This window comes from Rivibacter subsaxonicus (genome assembly GCF_004217215.1).
GTDB classification, from domain to species: domain Bacteria; phylum Pseudomonadota; class Gammaproteobacteria; order Burkholderiales; family Burkholderiaceae_C; genus Rivibacter; species Rivibacter subsaxonicus.
Genome location: NZ_SHKP01000004.1, coordinates 810,922 through 830,990, shown reverse-complemented (window position 1 = coordinate 830,990; position 20,069 = coordinate 810,922). Strand labels below are relative to the sequence as shown.

Genomic DNA, 20,069 nt, shown 5'->3' with positions numbered 1-20,069 from the left:
GCGACGAGGAGGCAGCGTCACGCGACGCGCCCCCGCGCCGCATCGCCTAGGGCTTGCCCTGATGCTGGCCGGGCTGTGGACGGCTCCCGCAACGGCACAGGTGGCCAGCGCAACCCTGCCCGACGTCGAGGTCATCGGCACCAGCCCGCTGCCGGGCCAGGGCATCGACCGCGACCTGCTGCCCTATTCGACCCAGCTGATCCGGCGCGAGCGCATCGACGCCGCCAAGGCCGACACGCTGAGCGACCTGCTCAACCGGCGCGTGCCCGGCGTGCAACTCAACGAGGTGCAGGGTAGCCCGTTCCAGAGCGATCTGACCTACCGCGGCTTTCGCGCCTCGGCGCTGCTCGGCACCAGCGCCGGGATCTCGGCCTACCTCGATGGCGTGCGCATGAACGAGCCCTTCGGCGACGTCATCAACTTCGACCTGATTCCGGAGTTCTCGGTCTCGAGCCTGTCGCTGGTGCCGGGTGCCAACCCGGCCTTCGGCCTCAACTCGCTCGGCGGTGCGCTGGCCTACACCACCTTCGACGGTCGCAGCGCGCCCGGGCTGCGCGCCGAGCTCTCGGGCGGCAGCTTCGGCCGCGGCCGGCTCGACCTGAGCTATGGCGCGAACTTCGATTCGGGCTGGCATGCCTATTTCGGCGCCACCGGCTTCAAGGAGGACGGCTGGCGCGACTTCTCCGAGGGCCGGCTCGGCAACCTGCTGGCCAAGGTCGGGCACGACGATGGCACCACCGCCTGGACCCTGAGCGGGCTGTACGGCCAGAGCAAGCTGGTCGGCAACGGCCTGGTGCCCTGGTACACGATCGAGGAGGACGATGCCACCGAGGCCATCGTCTTCACGCCGGACCTCTACGCCAACCGGCGCGAGGCGGTCTACACCCACCCCGACCAGACCCAGAACCGGCTCGGACAGCTGACGCTCAACCTGCGCCACACGGTCGATGCGCAGAGCACGCTGTCCGGCCTCGTCTACGTCCGCAACAGCCGGCGCGAAACCGTCAACGGCGACGAGGCCGAGGAGTTCGACGAGGAGGAGCCGGAGGTCAATGCCGCCTTCAACACCACCGAGACCGAACAGACCGGCTACGGCGCGGCGATCGGCTTCGAGCGCAAGTCCGGCGCCCACCAGTGGCAGGTCGGTGCCACGCTCGACGCCAGCAAGGTGCGCTACCGCCAGTTCGAGCAGGAAGGCAGCTTCACGCCGGACCGCGGCGTGGCGCCACTGGAGGGCGAGGAGCGCGAGCTCAGCGTCGACGTCGACGGCCGTTCGCTGGCCTGGGGCGCCTACGCCAGCGACACCTGGCAGCTCGGCAACAGCACCTGGCTCACCGGCACGCTGCGCTTCAACTGGGCCCGGGTCGAGAACACGCTGTCGAGCGTGGACGACGACACCGACGAGTTCGAGGTCCGCCCGCGCGAAAGCTTCAGCTACAAGAGCCTGAACCCGGCGCTGGGCATTGCCCATCGCCTCGGAGAAGGCAGTGGCGGGCCGACGCTGTTTGCCAACATCGCCCGCAACAACCGGGTGCCGACCGTGATCGAGCTCGGCTGCGCCGATCCCGAGGAGCCGTGTCGCCTGCCGGCCGGGCTGCAGGCCGATCCCTTCCTCGAGCAGGTCACCTCGACCACGGTCGAGGCCGGCGTGCGCTGGCGCTCGGTCTCGGGCTGGCGCGCCAACTTCGAGGCCTACCGCAGCGACAACCGCAACGACATCCTGTTCCGCAGCGTCAGCGTCAACGGCCAGCTCGGCTATTTCGCCAACTTCCCCAAGACCCGCCACCAGGGCGCGGACCTCGAGCTCGGCTACAGCGCCGGCCCGCTCGACCTGTCGGCCGGCTTCAGCTTTCTCGACGCCACCTACCAGGCCGACGGCGTGCTGCGCCAGGGCGAGCGCAACGTGACGATCACGCGCGGCACCCGCATCGCCAACCTGCCGCGCCAGATGCTCAAACTGTCGGCCGACTGGCGCCTGGCCGAGGGCTTCAGCCTCGGCGCCGACCTGCAGGCCTTCGGCCGGCGCGGCGTGGCCGGCAACGAGGACGGCCTGATCGAGGACGACGGCGACGAGCAGGTCGACCTGAGCCTGCCCGGCTACGGCATCCTCAACCTGCGCGCGAGCTGGCAGCCGAGCAAGAGCTGGGAGCTCTACGTCAAGCTCAACAACGCCACCGACAAGCGCAGCCAGAGTTTCGGTGCGCTCGCCGAGACCGTGTTCAACGCCGACGGCAGCTTCAACGGCGACGACCGCGACGCGCTCTTCGTCGGGCCGGGGGCGCCACGCAGCGTGTTCGTGGGGCTGCGGCTGCGCTACTGAGTGCCGCGGCTCCGAGGCCGACAGCTCGGCCTCGGACGGCACGAAGGACCGGAGCTGTGCGACGGGCATGAGCACCGGAGTCCGGCACGGCCGCGGGTTAGCCCCTGTGGCAGCGGCGGAGCATCCTGTCCCGCGGCGAGACACAAGACCGTGGGCTGGCATCGACGGCGCAGGCCTGCGCACAATGGGCCAGAGGCGCAGCGGCCGCTGCGCATCGATGCGGAACGCGGATTGCTATTCCATCTGCATCCGCCTTGCGCGAATTCCAGCCTTCAACGTGCCCGCCATCCACTCCTCACCGCCGACGCCGATCGAGCCCGGCCGCGAAGCCCGCAGCATCGAAGTGCGTGCCCCGGCCCGCCTGCATCTGGGCTTTCTCGACCCTGGCGCGACCCTCGGGCGCCGCTTCGGCAGCCTCGGCGTCGTCATCGACGGTCCGCAGACAGTGGTGCGCCTGTCATGGGTCGACGCGGCCGAGGACGAGGTGGTCGCCACCTGCCTCGGCGCCACGCACGAGCTCGATCGTGCGCGCGCCCATCTGCAACGGCTGCGCGAGCGGCTGCCACTGCTGCGCGGTCGCGGTGCCGCGGCCGTCCCGGGCGGCGCCCACTCCGCGCTGCGGCTCGAACTGGCCGAGGCGCTGCCGGCGCATGCCGGTCTCGGCTCCGGCACGCAGCTCGGGCTGGCGATCGGCCGCGCCTACGCCGAACTCGGCGGCACCGGCACCAGCACCGCCGACCTCGCGCGGCTGCTGGGCCGCGGCAGCCGCTCGGGCGTCGGCATTGCCGGCTTCGACCACGGCGGCCTGTTGCTCGATGGCGGCCCCGGCCCCGATGGTCGGCCGGCGCCGCTGATCTCGCGCATCGCGCTGCCGCCCTTCTGGCGCGTGCTGCTGGTGATGGACGAGCGCATCCAGGGCCTGTCCGGCCCGGCCGAGCAGCAGGCCATTGCCGCGCTGCCGCCCTTCCCCGCGGCCAAGGCGGCCGAGGTCTGCCACGAGGTGCTGATGCGCGTGCTGCCGGGTGCGGCCGACGCCGACTTCCGTGCCTTTGCCAACGGCATCACCCACGTCCAGCAACTGCTCGGCGGCCACTTCGCGGCGGCCCAGGGCGGCACGGCCTACACCAGCCCGGCGGTCGGCCGGCTGCTGGGCTGGATCGAGAACGAGGCACCGGCGCTGATCGACCTGCCGGCGGCCGTCGGCCAGAGTTCCTGGGGCCCGACCGGCTTTGCCTTCGTGCCCAACAGCGGCGCCGCCGACGCCCTGCTCAACGCCGCGCGCGAGGCCGGCGTGCTCGATCCGGCGCTGCGCGTCAGCGTGGTTCGCACGCGCTCGCAGGGCGCCCTGGTCGGCCTGCCGAACCCGGCGCCGCGCGCACTGCACACGGCCTGAACCGCGCCCCGGGATCCGAGATGGAACGCCCCTACATCCTCCACATGCTGACCCCGGGCCGGCAGATGAGCCCCTTCGACATCAACATGGCGGCCGACGCCGGCTACCAGCTGCTGCCGACCTACACCGATGTCACGCTCGACGGCGTGGCCGGCCTCACGCAGGACGCGATCTTCTCGCGCGGCCCCAAGGGCGTGGCGCGCACCGGCATCTTCATCGGCGGGCGCGATGTGATCCTCGCGGCCGACATGCTCAAGCGAGCCCAGAAGTCGATGGTGCCGCCCTTCGTCGTCTCGCTGATGGCCGACCCGAGCGGCTCCTACACCACGGCCGCGGCGATGGTGGCCTGCGTCGAGGCCAAGCTCAAGGAGCGTGGCGAGGCGCTCGCCGGCCAGCGCATCCTGATCCTTGGCGGCACCGGCACCGTCGGCCGCATCGCCGCGGTGCTCGCTGCCCGCTGCGGCGCCGAGGTGCGCATGTCGAGCCGTCAGGGCATCGACACCGCCGAGCACGCCGCGCAGGAAACCGGCGCGCGCTTCGGCGTGACGCTGCACGGCATCTCGGGCGGCGACCGCGAGGCGGTGCGGCGTTCGCTGGCCGAGGCCGACGTGCTGCTCGCCGTGGCCGCCGCCGGCGTGCAGGTAGTGTCGGGTGAAGACCTGGCGCAGGCCGGCGGCGCACTCAAGGTGGCGGCCGACGTCAACGCGGTGCCACCCGAGGGCGTGGCCGGCGTCGGCGTGATGGATGACGGCAAGCCGCTGGCAGGCACCAGCGCCGTCGGTATCGGCGCGCTGGCGGTGGGCAACGTCAAGTACCAGACCCAGCATCGACTGCTGGTGCGCATGCGCGAGAGCGACAAGCCGGTGGTGCTCGGCTTCGATGAGGCCTTCGAGGTGGCGCGCGCGGTGCTGGCCGAGAAGAAGAGCTGAACCCAGCACGGCAGATGCAGTTAGTCGTTGCCGGCACCTCGGCTCGCCTGCTTACGGAGGCCGCGGCGCGCGAAGGCCATCAAGCACTCGCGCTCGACGCCTTCGGCGATCTCGATACCCGCCGCGCCGCCAGGCGCTGGCAGCCGCTGGCGCATCCGGGCTCGCTCGACCCCGACCCTGCACTGCTGCTGCCGGCCCTGGCCCGCGCCGCTCGCGAAGACGCTGCGTCGGCCTGGATCGCCGGCGGCGGCTTCGATGCCGCACCCGCCTGGCTGGCCGAGGCCGAGGCACTGCTGCCGCGACTCGGCAGCCCGGCGGCGTCGCTGCGCGCGCTGCGTGATCCGGTTGCCTGGTTCGGCGCGCTGGCTCGCGAGTCCATCGCCCATCCGGCCACCTGCTTCGAGTTGCCGCCGGTTGCCGAACGCGAGCAATGGCTGGTGAAGGATCCGCTCGGCAGTGGCGGCTGGCAGGTGCGGCCGGCGAGCCGCGTCGATGCGTTGCGGCCTGGCCATTGGGTGCAACGCATCGCCGTGGGAAGGCCGATGTCGGCGCTGTTCGTCGCATATGCCGATGGCGCTTCGCTGGTGGGTTGCCAGCGGCAACGCACGATCCACCTCGGCCACCTGCCGCATGTCTATGCCGGCGTGATCGGCCCGATGGTGTTGAGCGCGCCGGCGCAGGCAGCGGTGCGGCACGCGATCGAGGCTCTGAGTCGCTCCTTCGCATTGCGTGGACTGGCCAGCCTCGACTTCATCCTTGGGCCCGACGCCGCGTCGATCTCGGTGCTCGAACTCAACGCCCGACCGAGCGCCAGCATGGCGCTCTATCCGCGACTTCCGCTGATCGGCGCCCATCTCGCCGCCTGCCACGGTGAACTGCTGCCGGACCTGGACGACGCAGGCGCGCCACTGTGCGGCCATGCCATCGTCTACGCCGATCGTGGCTTCAAGCTCTCCGCGGCGGCCGCCGACTGGCTCGCGCAACAGTCCGACCGGCACGACCTGCCACAGGCCGGCCTCGCGTTCGAGCGCGGCGACCCGGTCTGCAGCCTGAGCCTGCGCGCCGCCGCGCCGGACGCCGACGCCGAATCGCTCGACACCAAACTCCTCCATGCCGGCGCACACTGCCTGGCCAGCCTCGAGGCACTCGCATGAACATCGCCACCCATTCCGCCACCCCGAGCCTGAACACACTGGCCGCGCCGCTGGTCGATGCGCTGGTCGCCGACGCCGAGCTGCTGCGGCTCAAGGTCTTCGAAGGTCCGCGCGGCGTGCGCATCGTCGACGCCGGCATCGAAGCGACCGGCAGCGTCGAGGCCGGGCTCGCGGTCGCGCGCATCTGCATGGCGGGCCTCGGCCGCATCTCGCTGCGCCATGAAACGGCTGCCTTCTGGCCGAGCTGGATCGACGTCAGCAGCTCGCAACCGGTGCTGGCCTGCCTCGCCAGCCAGTACGCCGGCTGGAGCCTGAGTGCGAGCAAGGAAGAGACCGGCGGCAAGAAGTTCTTCGCGCTCGGCTCCGGCCCGGCGCGCGCGCTGGCGGGCAAGGAAGCGCTGTTCGAGGAACTGGGCTATCGCGATCGGGCCGGCAGCGGCTGCCTGGTGCTCGAAGTCGACCGGCCGCCGCCCGAAGTGATCGTCGACAAGCTGCTGCGCGATTGCGGGCTGGCGCCCGCGCAACTCACGCTGGTACTGACGCCGACGCGCAGCCTGGCCGGCACCACCCAGATCGTCGCGCGGGTGCTGGAGACAGCACTGCACAAGGCGCACGAACTGAAGTTCCCGCTCGCGCAGATCGCCGAGGGCGCGGCCAGCGCGCCGCTGCCGCCGCCGGCCGCCGACGGCCTCGAGGCAATGGGCCGCACCAATGACGCGATCCTCTACGGCGGCCGGGTGCATCTGACGGTCGACGCCGACGACGATGCCGCGAAGGCGCTCGCGCAGGCCCTGCCCTCGTGCAACGCCAAGGAGCACGGCAAGGGCTTCGCCGAAGTCTTCGCCGCCGCCGGCTTCGACTTCTACAAGATCGACGGCGCGCTGTTCGCACCGGCCGAGGCCTGGGTCAGCAGCCTCCAGTCGGGGCGAACCCATCACGCCGGCCGGCTCGAGCCGGCTCTGCTGCGACGGGCGTGGATGGCGGAGTCCTGAATGCGGATCGCGATCTTCAGCGACGAGATCGGCTGGCACACGCGCCAGTTGCAGGCCGCGTTGCGTGCCCGTGGCGCGCAGGGCCGCTGCGTCGACTTGGCCGACTGCGACATCGATCTCGCGCGTGGCGTGCAGGGCCTCTCGATCCCGGGCTTTCGCGAGCGGCTGCCCGATGCCGCGATCGTGCGCGGCATCGCCGGTGGCAGCTTCGAGCAGGTGACCAAACGCCTGGGCGTGCTGCACGCGCTGCGCGAGCTCGGCATCCCGGTCTACAACGACGCACGCGCGATCGAGCGCAGCGTCGACAAGTCGATGAGCAGCCTGCTGCTGCACGCGGCCGGTGTCGCCACACCACCGGCCTGGGCGATCGAGTCGCCGCAGGCGGCGCAGCGGCTGGTGATGCGCGAGAGCGCCGCACGCCGCGCGCTGGTGCTCAAGCCGCTGTTCGGCTCGCAGGGGCATGGCTTGCAACGGGTCGGCTGGGTCGATGGCGCGCACCTGCCGCTGCCGGCGCTCGACACGCCGGGCTACGGCCGGATGGCCTACCTGCAGCGCTTCATCGCGGCCCAGGCGCATGACTGGCGCGTGCTGGTGATCGGTGGCCGCGCGCGCGCCGCGATGCAGCGCGTGGGCAGCGGCGCCGGACAGTGGATCCACAACATCGCGCAGGGCGCGCGTCCGGTGCGCGCGGTGCTGACGCCGGAGCTGGCGGCGCTGGCCGAGGCGGCCGCGCGGGCGCTCGGCATGGACTACGCCGGCGTCGACCTGCTGCCCTCCTCCGCCGGGCCGCAGGTGCTCGAGGTCAACGGCGTCGCCGCCTGGCACGGCTTGCAGCGGGTGACCGCGTTCAACATCGCGCAGGCGATCGTCGACGACCTGCTCGACCGGCGCATGGCGCGCAGCGCGCAGCCGGCACGCAGCGCGTGATCGGCATCGCCGCCGCCTACCGCCGCGCCTGCGCGCTCGACGTCGCGGTGCGCAAGCCGGGCAACGTGAGCCTGGTGTCGGCCGGGCACCGCATGCAGGCCGCCGACTTCATCGCCAGCGCCGAGGCCTCCGCAGCGGCCATCGCGGCGCGCGGCGCCTGCGTCGGCGCCCGCATCGAGGCCGCGGTGCGAGCCACGCAGGAGGCGGTCGGCTGCAACACCAACCTTGGCATCGTGCTGCTGGCCGCGCCGATCGCGGCGGCCTGCGAGCGCTGCGGCAACGAGCGCGGCGAGGCACTGCTGCGGCCGGCGCTGGCGGCCGTACTTGCGGACCTCGACGTGAAGGATGCCCGCAGCGCCTACCGCGCCATCGCATTGGCCCGGCCGGCCGGCCTCGGCCGCGCGCCGCAGGCCGACGTCGCCGAGCCGCCGCAGATCGGGCTGCGTGCTGCGATGGCACTCGCCGCCGGGCACGATCGCATCGCGCGCCAGTACCGCGACGGCGGCGCCGAACTCTTCGATCTCGGCCTGTCGGCCTGCCGCTCCGGCGCTGCCGCCGAGCGCAGCGTGCTGCCGGTCTACCTGGGCTTCCTCGCCAGCGCGCCCGATTCACACATTGTTCGCAAGCAGGGTCCCGCGGCGGCACAGGCTGTCACCGACGAGGCGGTGCCATGGCAGGCGCGCGCGGCAGGCGGCGAGCCGCTCGCCGACGACCCGGCCCTGGCCGCCTGGGACGAGTCGCTCAAGGCACGCGGCCTCAACCCCGGCACCAGTGCCGATCTGACGGTCGCCACGCTGCTGCTCGCACTCTGGCTGGGACGCATCACCTGATGCGGCGGGCAAGCGCGATCGCCATCGGCCGCGGTTGGCACAGAAAGTGATAGCCGGAGGTGGCTGGGAGGCGCCTCCCGGCGCTGCAATGGGGCGCGCTGCAGCAAGCGCCCCATCCGAACCACAGGAACAACGGAGACTACAGCCATGGCAAAGATCGATCGCATGATGGTGGGTGAATCGCTGGTCGGCGACGGGAACGAGGTTGCCCACATCGACCTGCTCATCGGGCCGCGTGGCAGCCCCGTCGAGTCCGCGTTCGCGAACGCGCTCACCAACAACAAGGACGGCTTCACCTCGTTGCTCGCGGTGGTCGCACCGAACCTGCTGACCAAGCCATCGACGGTGATGTTCAACAAGGTCACGATCAAGGGTGCCAAGCAGGCGGTTCAGATGTTCGGCCCGGCCCAGCGCGCGGTGGCGATGGCGGTTGCCGATTGCGTCGAGGACGGCACCATCCCGGCCGACGAAGCCGACAACCTCTTCATCTGCGTCGGCGTCTTCATCCACTGGCTGGCCGAAGACGACAAGAAGATCCAGGACTACAACTACGCCGCGGTCAAGGAGTCGATCAAGCGCGCGGTGGCCGGCGAGCCATCGGCCAAGGAAGTGGTCGCCAAGAAGGGCAGCGCGGCGCACCCGTTCCAGGCCAAGTAGGAGCTTCGGGGCGGTTCCCCTCGCCGGCCGCTACCCGCGGCCGGTACGTTCCAGCCGCCCCGGCGCTTCGATGTGGCCTGATTCTTCTGCATGCCGTTCGTGGCATGCAGAAGTGGCAACGGCGACCTCAGGGTCGCCGTTGTTCATGGTGAGCGCGAAGATGTCAGCGCTTGCCGGGCACCAGGCCGGCACCGAGCAGCGACAGCACTGCCGCCCCTCGCGCGGCGCCGTCGGCAGCGGGCACGCGCTGGCGCTCGATCGCCACGCCGACCGCCTCGACATCGTCGAACTTGCGCGGCTTGGCCACCACCACCCGCACCCAGCGCGCACCGAACTCGTCGAGCAGGATGTCGGCAATCGATTCGGCAAAGGCCTCGAGCAGCTGCAGCCGATGCTCCAGCAGATGACGATGCAGGCGGCTGCGCACCTCGCTGTAGTCGATGGTGTCGCCGATGCTGTCGGTATCGCAGGCCCGCGGCCGCGGCACGCCGGCGTAGAGGTCGATGCGAACCGGCTGCGTGTCGTGCAGCTCGTCGTGATGGATACCGATCACCGTCTGGCCGACGAAGCCCTCGATGAAGATCAGGTCGAGCGCGGCGACGGCGTCGGCTTGCGCCAGGGGCGCGGCGTTCGGCAGGGGGCGGAAAGGACTCACGGGCTGGGTTCCTTGTGGCGCGGCAGGCTGCGGCCACCCACGGATTATCCGGGCCGCCGGCTTGCCGGCTGCAAGAGCCGCGCCAGATCGGCCTCGCGCAGGGCTTTGCGGGCTTTCCCCCTGTGCCGATCCCGATGTCGCGACAGAATGCGCGACAGACGGCGCAACAAGACGCCGGGTCCGACCCACCCGCCCTTGTGGCCGGCACGCGTGATCGCATGCCGGCCCGCGGAGGAGACATGAGCCTGACGCTGAGTCCTTCTTCTTCTGCCTCCGCGGAACGCCACGCGCATCGCGTGTTCGACGTGGTCGAGCACGGCCATGCCGCCGAGACCAGCGATGTCGTCGCGCGCTCGTGGCAACGCTGCCTGCAGGACTACCACCTGCACCCGGATCGCCCGCGCAAGCCGCCGGTGCTGCCCAAGGCCGCGCTCGACGCGCGCTGCCTCGGCCTGGCCGACCTGCTCGACTGCGCGCGCTACGAGATGACCACGCTCTACCAGCAACTGGCCGACGCCGAGTCGGCGGTGGTGCTGACCGACACCGACGGCGTCATCATCCACATGGTTTCCTCGCCCGAGTTCGCCGAGGAGGTCACGCCGCTCGGCTTTCATGTCGGCGCGGTCTGGAGCGAGGCCGAGGCCGGCACCAACGGCATGGGCACCTGCCTGGCCGCGGCCGGGCCGGTGGCAGTGCGCCAGGAGGATCACTTCTTCACCCAGTTCACCGGCCTGACCTGCTCGGCGGTGCCGATCCACGACCCGAGCGGGCGCATGTGCGCGGTGATCGACGTCACCAGTCGCTCGAGCCTGATGCAGCAGCACCTGCTGGTGCTGCTCGGCATGACCGCGCAGACCATCGAGAACCGGCTGATCGACCTGCGCTTCCGTGACGCCCACCCGCTGCACTTCCACTCGCGGCCCGAGTTCGTCTACACGCTGCACGAGGGCAAGCTGGCGGTCGACGCGCAGGGCCGCATCGAGGCCGCCAATCGCAGCGCGCTACTGCAGCTCGGCTTTCGCTCGGTCGACGAGATCCGCCATCGCCACCTCGACGAGATCTTCCAGACCACGCTCGACAACCTGCTCGAGCGCAGCATGCGCAGTTCCTACCACCCGGTGGTGACCTACCGCGCCGCGAGCGTCGCCAACCGCTTCTTCGTCGTCGCGCGGCTGCCGGCGGCCGATGCCGCCAACGACCGCAGCCCGCGCACCGCTGCCGCCGGCAAGAACGCCCGCGTCACGACGATCGACCTGCCGGCGCAGGCCTCGAGCGCGGTCGCGCTGCGCGAGTCGCCCGGCTTCGGCGATCCGCGCCTGGCCGAGAACCTGCAGCGCTGCTCGCGCGCGATCGCGCGCCACATCCCGGTGCTGCTGCAGGGCGAGACCGGCTCCGGCAAGGAGGTCTTCGCACGCGCGCTGCACGCGCGCAGCCCCAACGCCGCCGGTGCCTTCGTCGCCGTCAACTGCGCCAGCCTGCCCGAGAGCCTGATCGAGAGCGAGCTGTTCGGCTACCGCGCCGGCGCCTTCACCGGCGCCCAGCGCAGCGGCCGTCGCGGCAAGGTGCTGCAGGCCGACCGCGGCACGCTGTTCCTCGACGAGATCGGCGACATGCCGCTCGAGCTGCAGGCGCGCCTGCTGCGCGTGCTCGACGAGCGCCAGGTCACGCCGCTGGGCACCGAGGACGTGGTCAATGTGCAGTTCCAGCTGGTCAGCGCCAGCCACCGCGACCTCGGCACGCTGGTCGCCGAGGGCCGCTTCCGCGAAGACCTCTACTACCGGCTGTGCGGCCTATCGGTGATGCTGCCGCCGCTGCGCGAACGGCTCGACAAGCGCGAGCTGATCCTCGCCGTGCTGGCCGCCGAGGGCGGGCCGCGCGTGATGCTCGGCAGCGCGGTGCTGGCGCGGCTGATGGCGCATCCCTGGCCCGGCAACCTGCGCCAGTTGCGCCATGTGCTGCGCACCGCCATCGCGCTGGCCGACGGCGAGCGCATCGACCTCGAGCACCTGCCATCGCTCACCGACGAGCCAGCGGTCGGTGGCCTGGTGGCACTGGCCGCACCCGCCGCCGATGCCGCACCGGGCACGGAGCCCGAACTGGGCGGCGCGCCACCGGGCCTGAACCTGATCCAGGCCAACGAGCGCGAGGTGCTGCTGCGCGTGCTGCATGATGAGCGCTGGAACGTGAGCAACGTCGCCAAGGCGCTCCATGTCAGCAGAAACACGCTCTACCGCAAGCTCCACAAGCTCAACATCCCGCTCACCCACCAGCGCTAGTGGTGGCGCCGGCGCGGTGACGGACCCCTGGGCCAGCGCCGGCAGCGGCGAGGACGCCGCCGCCTTCGTCGGCGCGCCGCGTTCGCGCTTCGCCTGGTGCGTCAGCGGCTCCGGCCACTTTCTCGACGAGTCGATCGCGATCGCGCTGCGCCTGCCCGAGGTCGACCTCTTTCTCTCGGCCGCCGCCGACGAGGTCCTCCCGCTCTACGGCCACCGGATCGAGGCGCTGAAGGCCCGCTTCGGCCGCGTGTTCCGCGACAAGAGCGCGAGCTCGGTGCCGGTCGGCACGCTCTACGAGGACGCCTATCACACGGTGGTGGTGGCGCCGGCGACCAGCAACACGGTCGCCAAGTGCGCCTTCGGCTTCAGCGACAGCTTGCCGACCAACATGTTCGCGCAGGCCGGCAAGCTCGGCATCCCGGGCATCGTCTTTGCATGCGACACCGAGCCGGTGGTCATCACGAAGGCACCGCAGAGTTCGCACCAGGAGTGGCTCACGCTGCGGCCGCGCCGCATCGAGCTCGACAACGTGGACCGGCTGCGCGCCATCGACCACTGCATCGTGGTCCGTTCGCCGGCCGAACTGGAGGCCGCGCTCGAGACCCGGCTGCGCGAACTCAAGCTTGCATGGAACACATCCTCTTCCTGACCGGCCGCCTCGCCGAGCCCGCGCTCAGGCGCGTGCTGGCGAGCATCGAGCCGCCGGCCTTCAGCTGGGAGGTGCGCGAGATCGGCCTGCAGGTCGCCGCGCTGATGACCACCGAGATGGTGATGCGCCGCCTGCCGGCGCCGCTGCAGGGCGAGCGGCCGGTCGACCGGCTGATGCTGCCGGGCCGCGCGCGCGGCGATGTCGATGCGCTTTGCGCCCACTACGGCCTGCCGGTGCAGCGCGGCCCCGAGGAACTCAAGGACCTGCCGCGCTTCTTCAACCGGCAGGGCAAGCCGGTCGACCTCGGCAAGTACCGCACGAAGATCTTTGCCGAGATCGTCGATGCCGCGAAGCTGTCGGTCGAACAGATCGCGGAGCGCGCCTCGCTCTTGCGCGCCGAGGGCGCCGACGTGATCGACATCGGCTGCCTGCCGGCCACGCCCTTCCCGCATCTCGAAGACGCGGTGCAGGCGCTCAAGGGCGGCGGCTTCGCCGTCAGCGTCGACTCGCTCGACCCGCAGGAGCTGCTGCGCGGCGGCCGCGCCGGTGCCGACTACCTGCTCAGCCTCACGCTCGACACGCTGTGGATCGTCGACGAGGTCGCCAGCACGCCGGTGCTGATCGCGCGCGAACCGCAGGACGAGGCCTCGCTCGACGCCGCCATCGCTGCGATGCAGGCGCGCGCCCGGCCCTTCATGGCCGACAGCATCCTCGACCCGCTGCCCTTCGGCTTCGTGCGCTCGATCGCGCGCTACCAGCGACTGCGCGACCGCCATCCGCAACTCGAGATCCTGGTCGGCGTCGGCAACCTGACCGAGCTGGTCGAGGCCGACACCAGCGGCATCAACGCGCTGCTGCTCGGCCTCTGCGCCGAGCTCGACGCGGCTGCGATCCTCACCACCCAGGTGAGCCAGCATGCGCGACGCGCGGTGCGCGAGGCCGACGTGGCGCGCCGCATCATGCATGCCGCGGTGCAGACGCAGAGCTTGCCCAAGGGCATGAGCGAGGCGCTGATGACGGTGCACGCCAAGCACCCGTTTCCGGATACGCCGCAAGAGATCGCCGCGATCGCGCGCGAGGTGCGCGACCCCAACTTCCGCATCCAGGTCTCCGAGCAGGGCCTGCATGTCTACAACCGCGACGGGCTGCGGGTCGAGCGCGACCCCTTCGCGCTGTGGCCGCAGCTCAAGCTCGAAGACGACGCCAGCCACGCCTTCTACATGGGCGTCGAGCTGGCCCGGGCCCAGATCGCCTGGCAGCTCGGCAAGCGCTACGCGCAGGATCAACAGCTCGACTGGGGCGTGGCGGCCGACCGCAATGCCGAGGACCTGCTAGAGCAATGCGCGCCCGGCACCACGCTGCGAACGGCGAACAGGCAGAAGCCATGAACGACATGATCTTCGAGACCGTGGTCACGACGCTGGCCGCCGACGGCACGCCGCATGTGGCGCCCTTCGGCGTGCGCTACAGCGAAGGCCGCGTGCTGCTCAAGCCCTTCAAGCCCTCGGCCACGCTCGACAACATCCGCGCCAGCGGCCATGCGGTGCTCAACCTCACGACCGACGTGCGGGTGTTCGCCGGCGCGGTCACGGCACGCTGGCTCGGCCCGCGCAGTTGGTCGCTGCTGCCGGTGGCGACCATCGCCGGCGTGCGCCTGGCGCAGGCGCTTTCGCATGTGGTGCTGGCGCTCGAACACGACGATGACCATGACGAGCGGCCGACCCTCACGCTCAGGCGCGTGCACGAGGAGCAGCACCTGCCCTTTGCCGGCTTCAACCGCGCGCAGGCAGCGGTGATCGAGGGCGCGGTGCTGGTAAGCCGTCTGCACATGCTGCAAACCGAGAAGATCGACGCCGAGATGGCCTATCTGCAGATCGCAATCGACAAGACCGCCGGCGACGCCGAGCGCCAGGCCTTTGGCTGGTTGCAGCAGGCGGTCGCGGCGCACCGGGCCGCGGCGCGATGAGCGCGATGCAGCTCCTGGTCAGCGTGCGCGATGCCGCCGAGGCGCGGCTCGCCGCCGCGGCGGGCGTCGAGCTGATCGACCTCAAGGAGCCGAAGGCTGGTGCGCTCGGCGCAGTGGCGCTCGGGACGATCGGCCCGATCGTCGACGAACTGCGCGCCAGCCATCCGCGCGCGCGCATCAGCGCCACGGTGGGCGACCTGCCGCTGGGCGAGCTCGACGCGATGCTGGCGCAAGTGCGCGTCACGGCCGCCACCGGCGTCGACTGGGTCAAGGTCGGCATCGACCTCGCGAGCGGATCGCGCAGCGAGGCCAGGTGTGCCATCGAGGCGCTCGGCGCGAGCGGCGCGCCGGTGGTGCCGGTCTTCCTCGCCGACCGCGGCATCGACCCCACGCTGCTGGAGGCCGCCGCGCGGCAGCCCTTTGGCGCATGGATGCTCGACACCGCCGACAAGTCGCGCGGTTCCCTGCTCGAGCTCATGGCCGACGACGCGCTCGTCGACTTCATAGCTCGCGCCCGCGGCTGCGGCGCGCTCGCCGGCCTGGCCGGATCGCTACGCCCGGCCGAGTTGCCGCGGCTGACGCGGCTGGCACCCGACGTGATCGGCTTTCGCGGCGCGGTCTGCGGCGGCGACCGCCGCGGCGCACTGGTTCCCGAGCGGCTCGCGGCGCTGCAACTCGCCGTATCCCGCGCCACGACGAACACCCGCCTCGCAGCATGCGCAGAAGCCTGAGTACCCTGGTTCTGGCCTGGCTGTGCTGCCTGCTGGCCAGCGCCGCGTCCGCCGCGAGCGCGGCTCCGCCCAGCCTGTTCATCGAGGAGCTGAGCTGGACCGAGCTGCGCGACGCCATCGGCAGCGGCCACACGACCATCATCATCCCGGTCGGCGGCACCGAGCAGAACGGGCCGCACATGGTGCTCGGCAAGCACAACCTGCGGGCCCGGGCGCTGGCCGGACGCATCGCGGCAGAACTCGGCAACGCGCTGGTGGCGCCGGTGGTGGCCTACGTGCCCGAGGGCAGCATCGACCCGCCGGGCGGCCACATGCGGTTCCCCGGCACGATCTCCATCCCCGATGCCGCCTTTCGCGGCGTGCTCGAAGGTGCCGCACGCAGCTTTCGCCAGGCCGGCTTTCGCGACGTGGTGCTGATCGGCGATTCCGGCAACTACCAGGGCGAACTCAAGGCGGTGACGACCAAGCTCAACCGCGAATGGGCCCGGGCAAAGACCCGCGCGCACTTCATCGGCGACTACTACGCCACCGTGCAGGGCGCCTACGTGCAGGCGCTGCGCGACAAGGGCCTGAGCCCGGCCCAGATTGGCACCCACGCGGCCAGCGCCGACACCGCGCTGACGCTGGCGATCGAGCCCGGCGCCGTGCGCAAGGACCGGCTCGCACTGCAGGACGAGCGCAGCAGCGGCGTTGCCGGCGACCCGCGCGCGGCCAGCGCGGCGCTGGGGCAGCTTGGCGTCGAGCTGATCGTCGCGCGCAGCGTGGCGGCGATCCGCCGCGCGATTGACACACCGCAGAACTGAGCCGATGGCGCCGGCTCGATAATGCGGGCAATCCGACCCGCCCGAGCCGTTCCATGCGCACGATGTCCCGCGTCATCCTCCTGCCGAGCCTGTTCGTCGCCCTCGGCGCCACCACCTGGTGGGTCGCGGCCCAGACCACCACGCCGCCGGCACCCGCAGCCGCCCCGGCTCCGATCGTCACGGTGCCCGGCATGCCGGGCGTGCCCGACCGCAACAACCTCTACAGCGAGACCGTCAGCGAGCGCATGAGCCCGGCGGTGGCCGGCGCGCTGCCGCGCGTCTACGTGCCCAACCGCTCGGCCCACACCGTCTCGGTGATCGACCCGGCCACGCTGAAGGTGATCGACACCTTCAAGGTCGGCATCCACCCGCAGCATGTGGTGCCCTCGTGGGACCTGAAGACGCTGTGGGTCGCCAACAATGCCGAGGGCCGCAACGACGGCAGCCTGACGCCGGTCGACCCGCTGACCGGCAAGCCGGGGCCGCAGATCATGGTCGAGGACCCGTACAACATGTACTGGTCGCCCGACGGCAAGTACGCGATCGTCGTCGCCGAGGCCTTCAAGCGGCTCGACTTCCGCGACGTGCGCAGCATCAACAAGATCGACTTCACGATCCCGACGCCGCTGTGCGCCGGCATCAACCACGCCGACTTCTCGATCGACGGGCGCTACGCGCTGTTCACCTGCGAGTTCGGCGGCGCGATCACCAAGATCGACCTCGTCAACCGCAAGGTGCTGGGCACGCTGCGCCTGACCCAGTACTACAACCGCCCGGATGCGCTGGCGATCATCGACCAGCCCGGCAAGAAGCCGAAGAAGGTGCCCGACCCGGCCCAGCTCGGCGCCGAGATCTGCACCACGCCCGGCATGCCGCAGGACGTGCGCGCCTCGCCCGACGGCAAGCTCTTCTACGTGGCCGACATGATGGCCGACGGCGTGCATGTGGTCGACGGCGAGACGCTGCGCCAGGTCGGCTTCGTGCCGACCGGCGTCGGTGCCCACGGCCTCTACCCGAGCCGCGACGGCAAGAAGCTCTACGTGGCCAACCGCGGCAGCAACCAGATCCGCGGCAAGCCCAAAGGCCCGGGCAGCGTCTCGGTGCTCGACTTCGCCAGCGGCAAGGTCGAGCAAACCTGGCCGATCCCCGGCGGCGGCAGCCCCGACATGGGCAACGTCAGCGCCGACGGCAAGTACCTGTGGCTCTCGGGCCGCTACGACAACGTGGTCTACCGCATCGACACCGCCAGCGGCGCGGTCGACAAGATCAAGGTCGGCGCCGAGCCGCACGGACTGACGGTATGGCCGCAGCCGGGGCGGTATTCGCTGGGGCATACGGGCAACTTGCGCTAGTCGGCCACCCCGATCATCCTTGACGCCAAGGGTGGTAGCGCCCGGGCACGTAGTGAGAACCTGCCCGAGCTGACTGCCACGGATCGGCCCGGGCAGCAGGACTCATGAGGGCCTTGGACCGAGCCGCGTCAATACGGAAGGAGCCACCGATGATCGAACACACCCTCGACCGTGCCCACTCCGTTCTGTACCTGCGGCCGATATCTGCGCTCGAGCAGGCCGACTTCGAACAGCTCGCGAAGTCGGTCGATCCGTACATCGAGGAAACGGGGGGCTTGGCCGGCCTCATCATCGAGGCGCCAAAGTTTCCGGGCTGGGAGAGCTTCGGCGCGATGGCGGCCCACTTTCGCTTCGTCCGGGATCACCATCGGCGCATCAGGAAGATCGCGCTGGTCACCGACTCCGCCCTGGGCAATGTCGCCGAGCGCCTGGCATCGCACTTCGTCGCCGCGGAGATCAGGCACTTTGCTTCAGGTGAACTCGACGCCGCAAGGCAATGGGTCACGAGCACGCCCTGATCCTCTGCCCGAGGCGGCGCGTCGCCGCTAGTGCGCCGTCAGCGCATTGATCCTGTCGAGCTTGGCCGAGTAGATCGCGCGCTCGTCGCGGTTGGTGCTGCCGGTGATCGCGATGTCGAGGTGCTTGCGGGCCGCGCGGATGTCGCCGAGCCGCTGATAGGTCACGGCGAGCCAGTAGTGCAGTTCGGGTTGCTCGGGCGCGCGATCAAGTTCGCGCTCGAAGTGCTCGCGTGCCACTCGCGTATCGCCACGTTCGAGCGCGGCCACGCCGAGACTCATGAAGTGGAAGGGCGGGTAGGGTTCGAGTTCGGCCAGCTTGCGGCTCAGCTGCTCGGCCTCGGCCGGGCGCCCCAGTTCGGTCTGCACCCGGATCAGGTTGGCGATGACGCGCGTGTTGCGCGGATCCTGCTGCCAAGCCAGTCGCAGCACCTGCTCGGCCTCCACCGGCCGCCCGCGGCGCAGGTAGATCACGCCCAGGGTGTTGTAGCTGCTGCGGAACGTCGGTTCCTGGCGCAGGGCCTCGCGCGCCCACCAGTAGCCGTCGTCGAGCCGGCCCGCGGCCAGCGCCTCGGCGGCGCGGTTGTTCATGTACATCGCCACCACCGTGGACTCGCTGATCGGCCGCGCCCGCTGGCCGCGCAACGCCTCGGGCGGCAGGAAGTCGATCGTCACTTCCTCGCGGATCGGCTGCCAGTGGCGCGCCTCGGTCAGCCGCTGGCCCAGGCTCACGTTGACATGGCCGTTGAGCACCAGCAGGTCGCCGCTGCGGCTCCAGCTGTCGTCGATCGGCACGCTCTGGAACTGCACCTGCATCTTCAGTTCCTTGGCCAGCGCGGCGGTCATGATGACCAGCGACAGGCAATTGCCGGCGCGCGCCTCGAAGGCCTCGGCCGCGTTGCGGGTGTTGCTCGCGTCGTAGTCGAGCCGCAGCTGGCCGCGGGTGTAGAGCGCGTCGGCCAGGCCCTGGCGCAGGCCCTTGGTGCGCAGGTCGCGCGCGATCTCGATGCCGACGAACTGCTTCATCGCCTCGCTGGCCTCGAAGATCCGGGCCGGATCGACGGGCTCGGAGGGCGGCTCGAACAACTCGTCGTGGAACAGCGCCGTCACATCCACCGCCGGCACCGGCGGCGCGCTGGCGCAGCCCAGCAGCGCGGCGCAAAGGCCAAGGACGATCCAGGCTTTCATCGCGTACTTCCCCACGGCCGCCAACGGCGGCCTCTGCCTCTTCATCCTAGTCAGCCCGCGCCGCGCGGCCAAGTCGTGAAAGCCCGGCGCAACGCGGCGCCGTGAGCAAAGCACGTTCAGTGCTGACGGGCTGCTAAGGGCCCGGGTCGATCAACCACTGCTGCATCTGCTCGAGTTCTGCCTTGTGCAGCAGCGTAATGGGAAACGCGGCGTCGCGCGCGAGCCGGGCAAAGCCGCGATCGACGATGCCCATGTCGGCCAGCGACTCGAAGTCGCTGGCACCGTCGACCGGGCAGGACTTGACGACGATCAGCCGCTCGGCGTTGAGGCGCCGCGCCAGCCACAGTGCCAGGCTGTCGGAGCTGATGTCCCACGAGGTCAGCTCGTCGGGCTGGTCGCGCAGCAGCTCGAGCGGCATCCACACCGCCGGCTGCAGCCGCTGCAGGGCCTGGCGGATCTGGCTCTCGCTGACCGCCGCCTGCAGCGCCGGGTTCAGCCCCTGCAGCAGCATCGCGGTCTGCGCCATCGCCAGCACCGCCATGTTGTGGGCGATGCGGTCGTCGAAGCGCCAGCTGCGCTGCGCCGCGCGCACCTCGTCGGCAAAGCTGCCGCCACCGGGCACGACGATCACGCGGCCGCCGCCATGGCCGGCGACCAGCGCAAGCCAGCGTGGCAGCCATTCGGCGTCGCGCGCCAGGCTGCCACCGAGCTTGAGGACCCACATCGCGGCTG

General features: G+C 71.0%; 19 protein-coding genes. 16 read left to right on the top strand and 3 right to left on the bottom strand.

From position 1 onward, the window contains the following. Positions 1 to 100 precede the first annotated feature (100 nt). The 8 genes from EV670_RS03815 to fae all read left to right on the top strand — a co-directional run bounded on the left by EV670_RS03815 (position 101) and on the right by fae (position 9,202). Complete coding sequence (locus tag EV670_RS03815) at positions 101 to 2,320, top strand: TonB-dependent receptor (protein WP_207224990.1); 2,220 nt, start codon at positions 101 to 103, stop codon at positions 2,318 to 2,320. A 277-nt stretch (positions 2,321 to 2,597) separates the two neighbouring features. Further along, positions 2,598 to 3,713, top strand: a complete 1,116-nt coding sequence (locus EV670_RS03810; RefSeq protein WP_242616818.1) for a beta-ribofuranosylaminobenzene 5'-phosphate synthase family protein — start codon at positions 2,598 to 2,600, stop codon at positions 3,711 to 3,713. A 20-nt stretch (positions 3,714 to 3,733) separates the two neighbouring features. Continuing rightward, complete coding sequence (locus EV670_RS03805) at positions 3,734 to 4,642, top strand: NAD(P)-dependent methylenetetrahydromethanopterin dehydrogenase (protein ID WP_130430465.1); 909 nt, start codon at positions 3,734 to 3,736, stop codon at positions 4,640 to 4,642. 14 nt (positions 4,643 to 4,656) lie between these two features. Beyond that, positions 4,657 to 5,796: an ATP-grasp domain-containing protein gene (locus EV670_RS03800; protein ID WP_130430464.1), complete on the top strand. Its 1,140-nt coding sequence runs from the start codon at positions 4,657 to 4,659 to the stop codon at positions 5,794 to 5,796. Then, positions 5,793 to 6,788, top strand: coding sequence for a methenyltetrahydromethanopterin cyclohydrolase (gene mch / locus EV670_RS03795; protein ID WP_130430463.1), 996 nt, complete (start codon positions 5,793 to 5,795; stop codon positions 6,786 to 6,788). The genes EV670_RS03800 and mch overlap by 4 nt, the downstream gene beginning before the upstream one ends. Then, positions 6,789 to 7,715: an ATP-grasp domain-containing protein gene (locus tag EV670_RS03790; RefSeq protein WP_130430462.1), complete on the top strand. Its 927-nt coding sequence runs from the start codon at positions 6,789 to 6,791 to the stop codon at positions 7,713 to 7,715. Further along, positions 7,712 to 8,545, top strand: coding sequence for a triphosphoribosyl-dephospho-CoA synthase (locus EV670_RS03785; protein ID WP_130430461.1), 834 nt, complete (start codon positions 7,712 to 7,714; stop codon positions 8,543 to 8,545). The genes EV670_RS03790 and EV670_RS03785 overlap by 4 nt, the downstream gene beginning before the upstream one ends. A 147-nt stretch (positions 8,546 to 8,692) precedes the next feature. Beyond that, positions 8,693 to 9,202, top strand: coding sequence for a formaldehyde-activating enzyme (fae, locus tag EV670_RS03780; RefSeq protein ID WP_130430460.1), 510 nt, complete (start codon positions 8,693 to 8,695; stop codon positions 9,200 to 9,202). A 163-nt stretch (positions 9,203 to 9,365) separates the two neighbouring features. On the opposite strand, the gene EV670_RS03775 is transcribed toward fae, so the two are convergent. Further along, positions 9,366 to 9,857 (bottom strand): dihydroneopterin aldolase, encoded by a 492-nt coding sequence (locus tag EV670_RS03775; RefSeq protein ID WP_130430459.1) that lies wholly within the window; start codon positions 9,855 to 9,857, stop codon positions 9,366 to 9,368. A gap of 239 nt (positions 9,858 to 10,096) precedes the next feature. Here EV670_RS03775 and EV670_RS03770 point away from each other — a divergent pair, with 239 nt between their 5' ends. The 8 genes from EV670_RS03770 to EV670_RS03735 all read left to right on the top strand — a co-directional run bounded on the left by EV670_RS03770 (position 10,097) and on the right by EV670_RS03735 (position 18,152). Next, complete coding sequence (locus EV670_RS03770; protein ID WP_130430458.1) at positions 10,097 to 12,133, top strand: sigma-54-dependent Fis family transcriptional regulator; 2,037 nt, start codon at positions 10,097 to 10,099, stop codon at positions 12,131 to 12,133. Between the two features lie 16 nt (positions 12,134 to 12,149). After that, a complete protein-coding gene (locus tag EV670_RS03765; RefSeq protein WP_242616817.1) occupies positions 12,150 to 12,782 on the top strand; it encodes a flavoprotein in 633 nt (210 codons plus the stop codon). Next, entirely contained in the window at positions 12,761 to 14,170 is a 1,410-nt protein-coding gene (locus EV670_RS03760; protein ID WP_130430456.1) for a DUF6513 domain-containing protein, read from the top strand. The genes EV670_RS03765 and EV670_RS03760 overlap by 22 nt, the downstream gene beginning before the upstream one ends. 5 nt (positions 14,171 to 14,175) lie before the next feature. Continuing rightward, the gene (locus EV670_RS03755) at positions 14,176 to 14,748 is read left to right on the top strand and encodes a DUF447 domain-containing protein (RefSeq protein ID WP_423213568.1); all 573 of its coding nucleotides are present in this window, start codon (positions 14,176 to 14,178) and stop codon (positions 14,746 to 14,748) included. Positions 14,749 to 14,753: 5 nt separating this feature from the next. Then, positions 14,754 to 15,479: a (5-formylfuran-3-yl)methyl phosphate synthase gene (locus EV670_RS03750; RefSeq protein WP_130430916.1), complete on the top strand. Its 726-nt coding sequence runs from the start codon at positions 14,754 to 14,756 to the stop codon at positions 15,477 to 15,479. Further along, positions 15,464 to 16,282, top strand: coding sequence for a creatininase family protein (locus EV670_RS03745; protein WP_130430454.1), 819 nt, complete (start codon positions 15,464 to 15,466; stop codon positions 16,280 to 16,282). Before EV670_RS03750 ends, EV670_RS03745 begins: the two co-directional genes overlap by 16 nt. A 62-nt stretch (positions 16,283 to 16,344) precedes the next feature. Continuing rightward, positions 16,345 to 17,634 carry a YncE family protein gene (locus EV670_RS03740; RefSeq protein WP_479725209.1) on the top strand — a complete coding sequence of 430 codons (1,290 nt, stop codon included), beginning with the start codon at positions 16,345 to 16,347 and terminating at the stop codon, positions 17,632 to 17,634. Between the two features lie 149 nt (positions 17,635 to 17,783). Further along, on the top strand, positions 17,784 to 18,152 hold the full coding sequence (locus EV670_RS03735; protein ID WP_130430452.1) for a SpoIIAA family protein: 369 nt from the start codon (positions 17,784 to 17,786) through the stop codon (positions 18,150 to 18,152). Positions 18,153 to 18,179: 27 nt separating this feature from the next. On the opposite strand, the gene EV670_RS03730 is transcribed toward EV670_RS03735, so the two are convergent. Further along, on the bottom strand, positions 18,180 to 19,337 hold the full coding sequence (locus EV670_RS03730) for a tetratricopeptide repeat protein (RefSeq protein WP_165393225.1): 1,158 nt from the start codon (positions 19,335 to 19,337) through the stop codon (positions 18,180 to 18,182). A gap of 133 nt (positions 19,338 to 19,470) precedes the next feature. Beyond that, positions 19,471 to 20,061, bottom strand: a complete 591-nt coding sequence (locus tag EV670_RS03725; protein WP_130430450.1) for an amino acid kinase family protein — start codon at positions 20,059 to 20,061, stop codon at positions 19,471 to 19,473. Positions 20,062 to 20,069 lie beyond the last annotated feature (8 nt).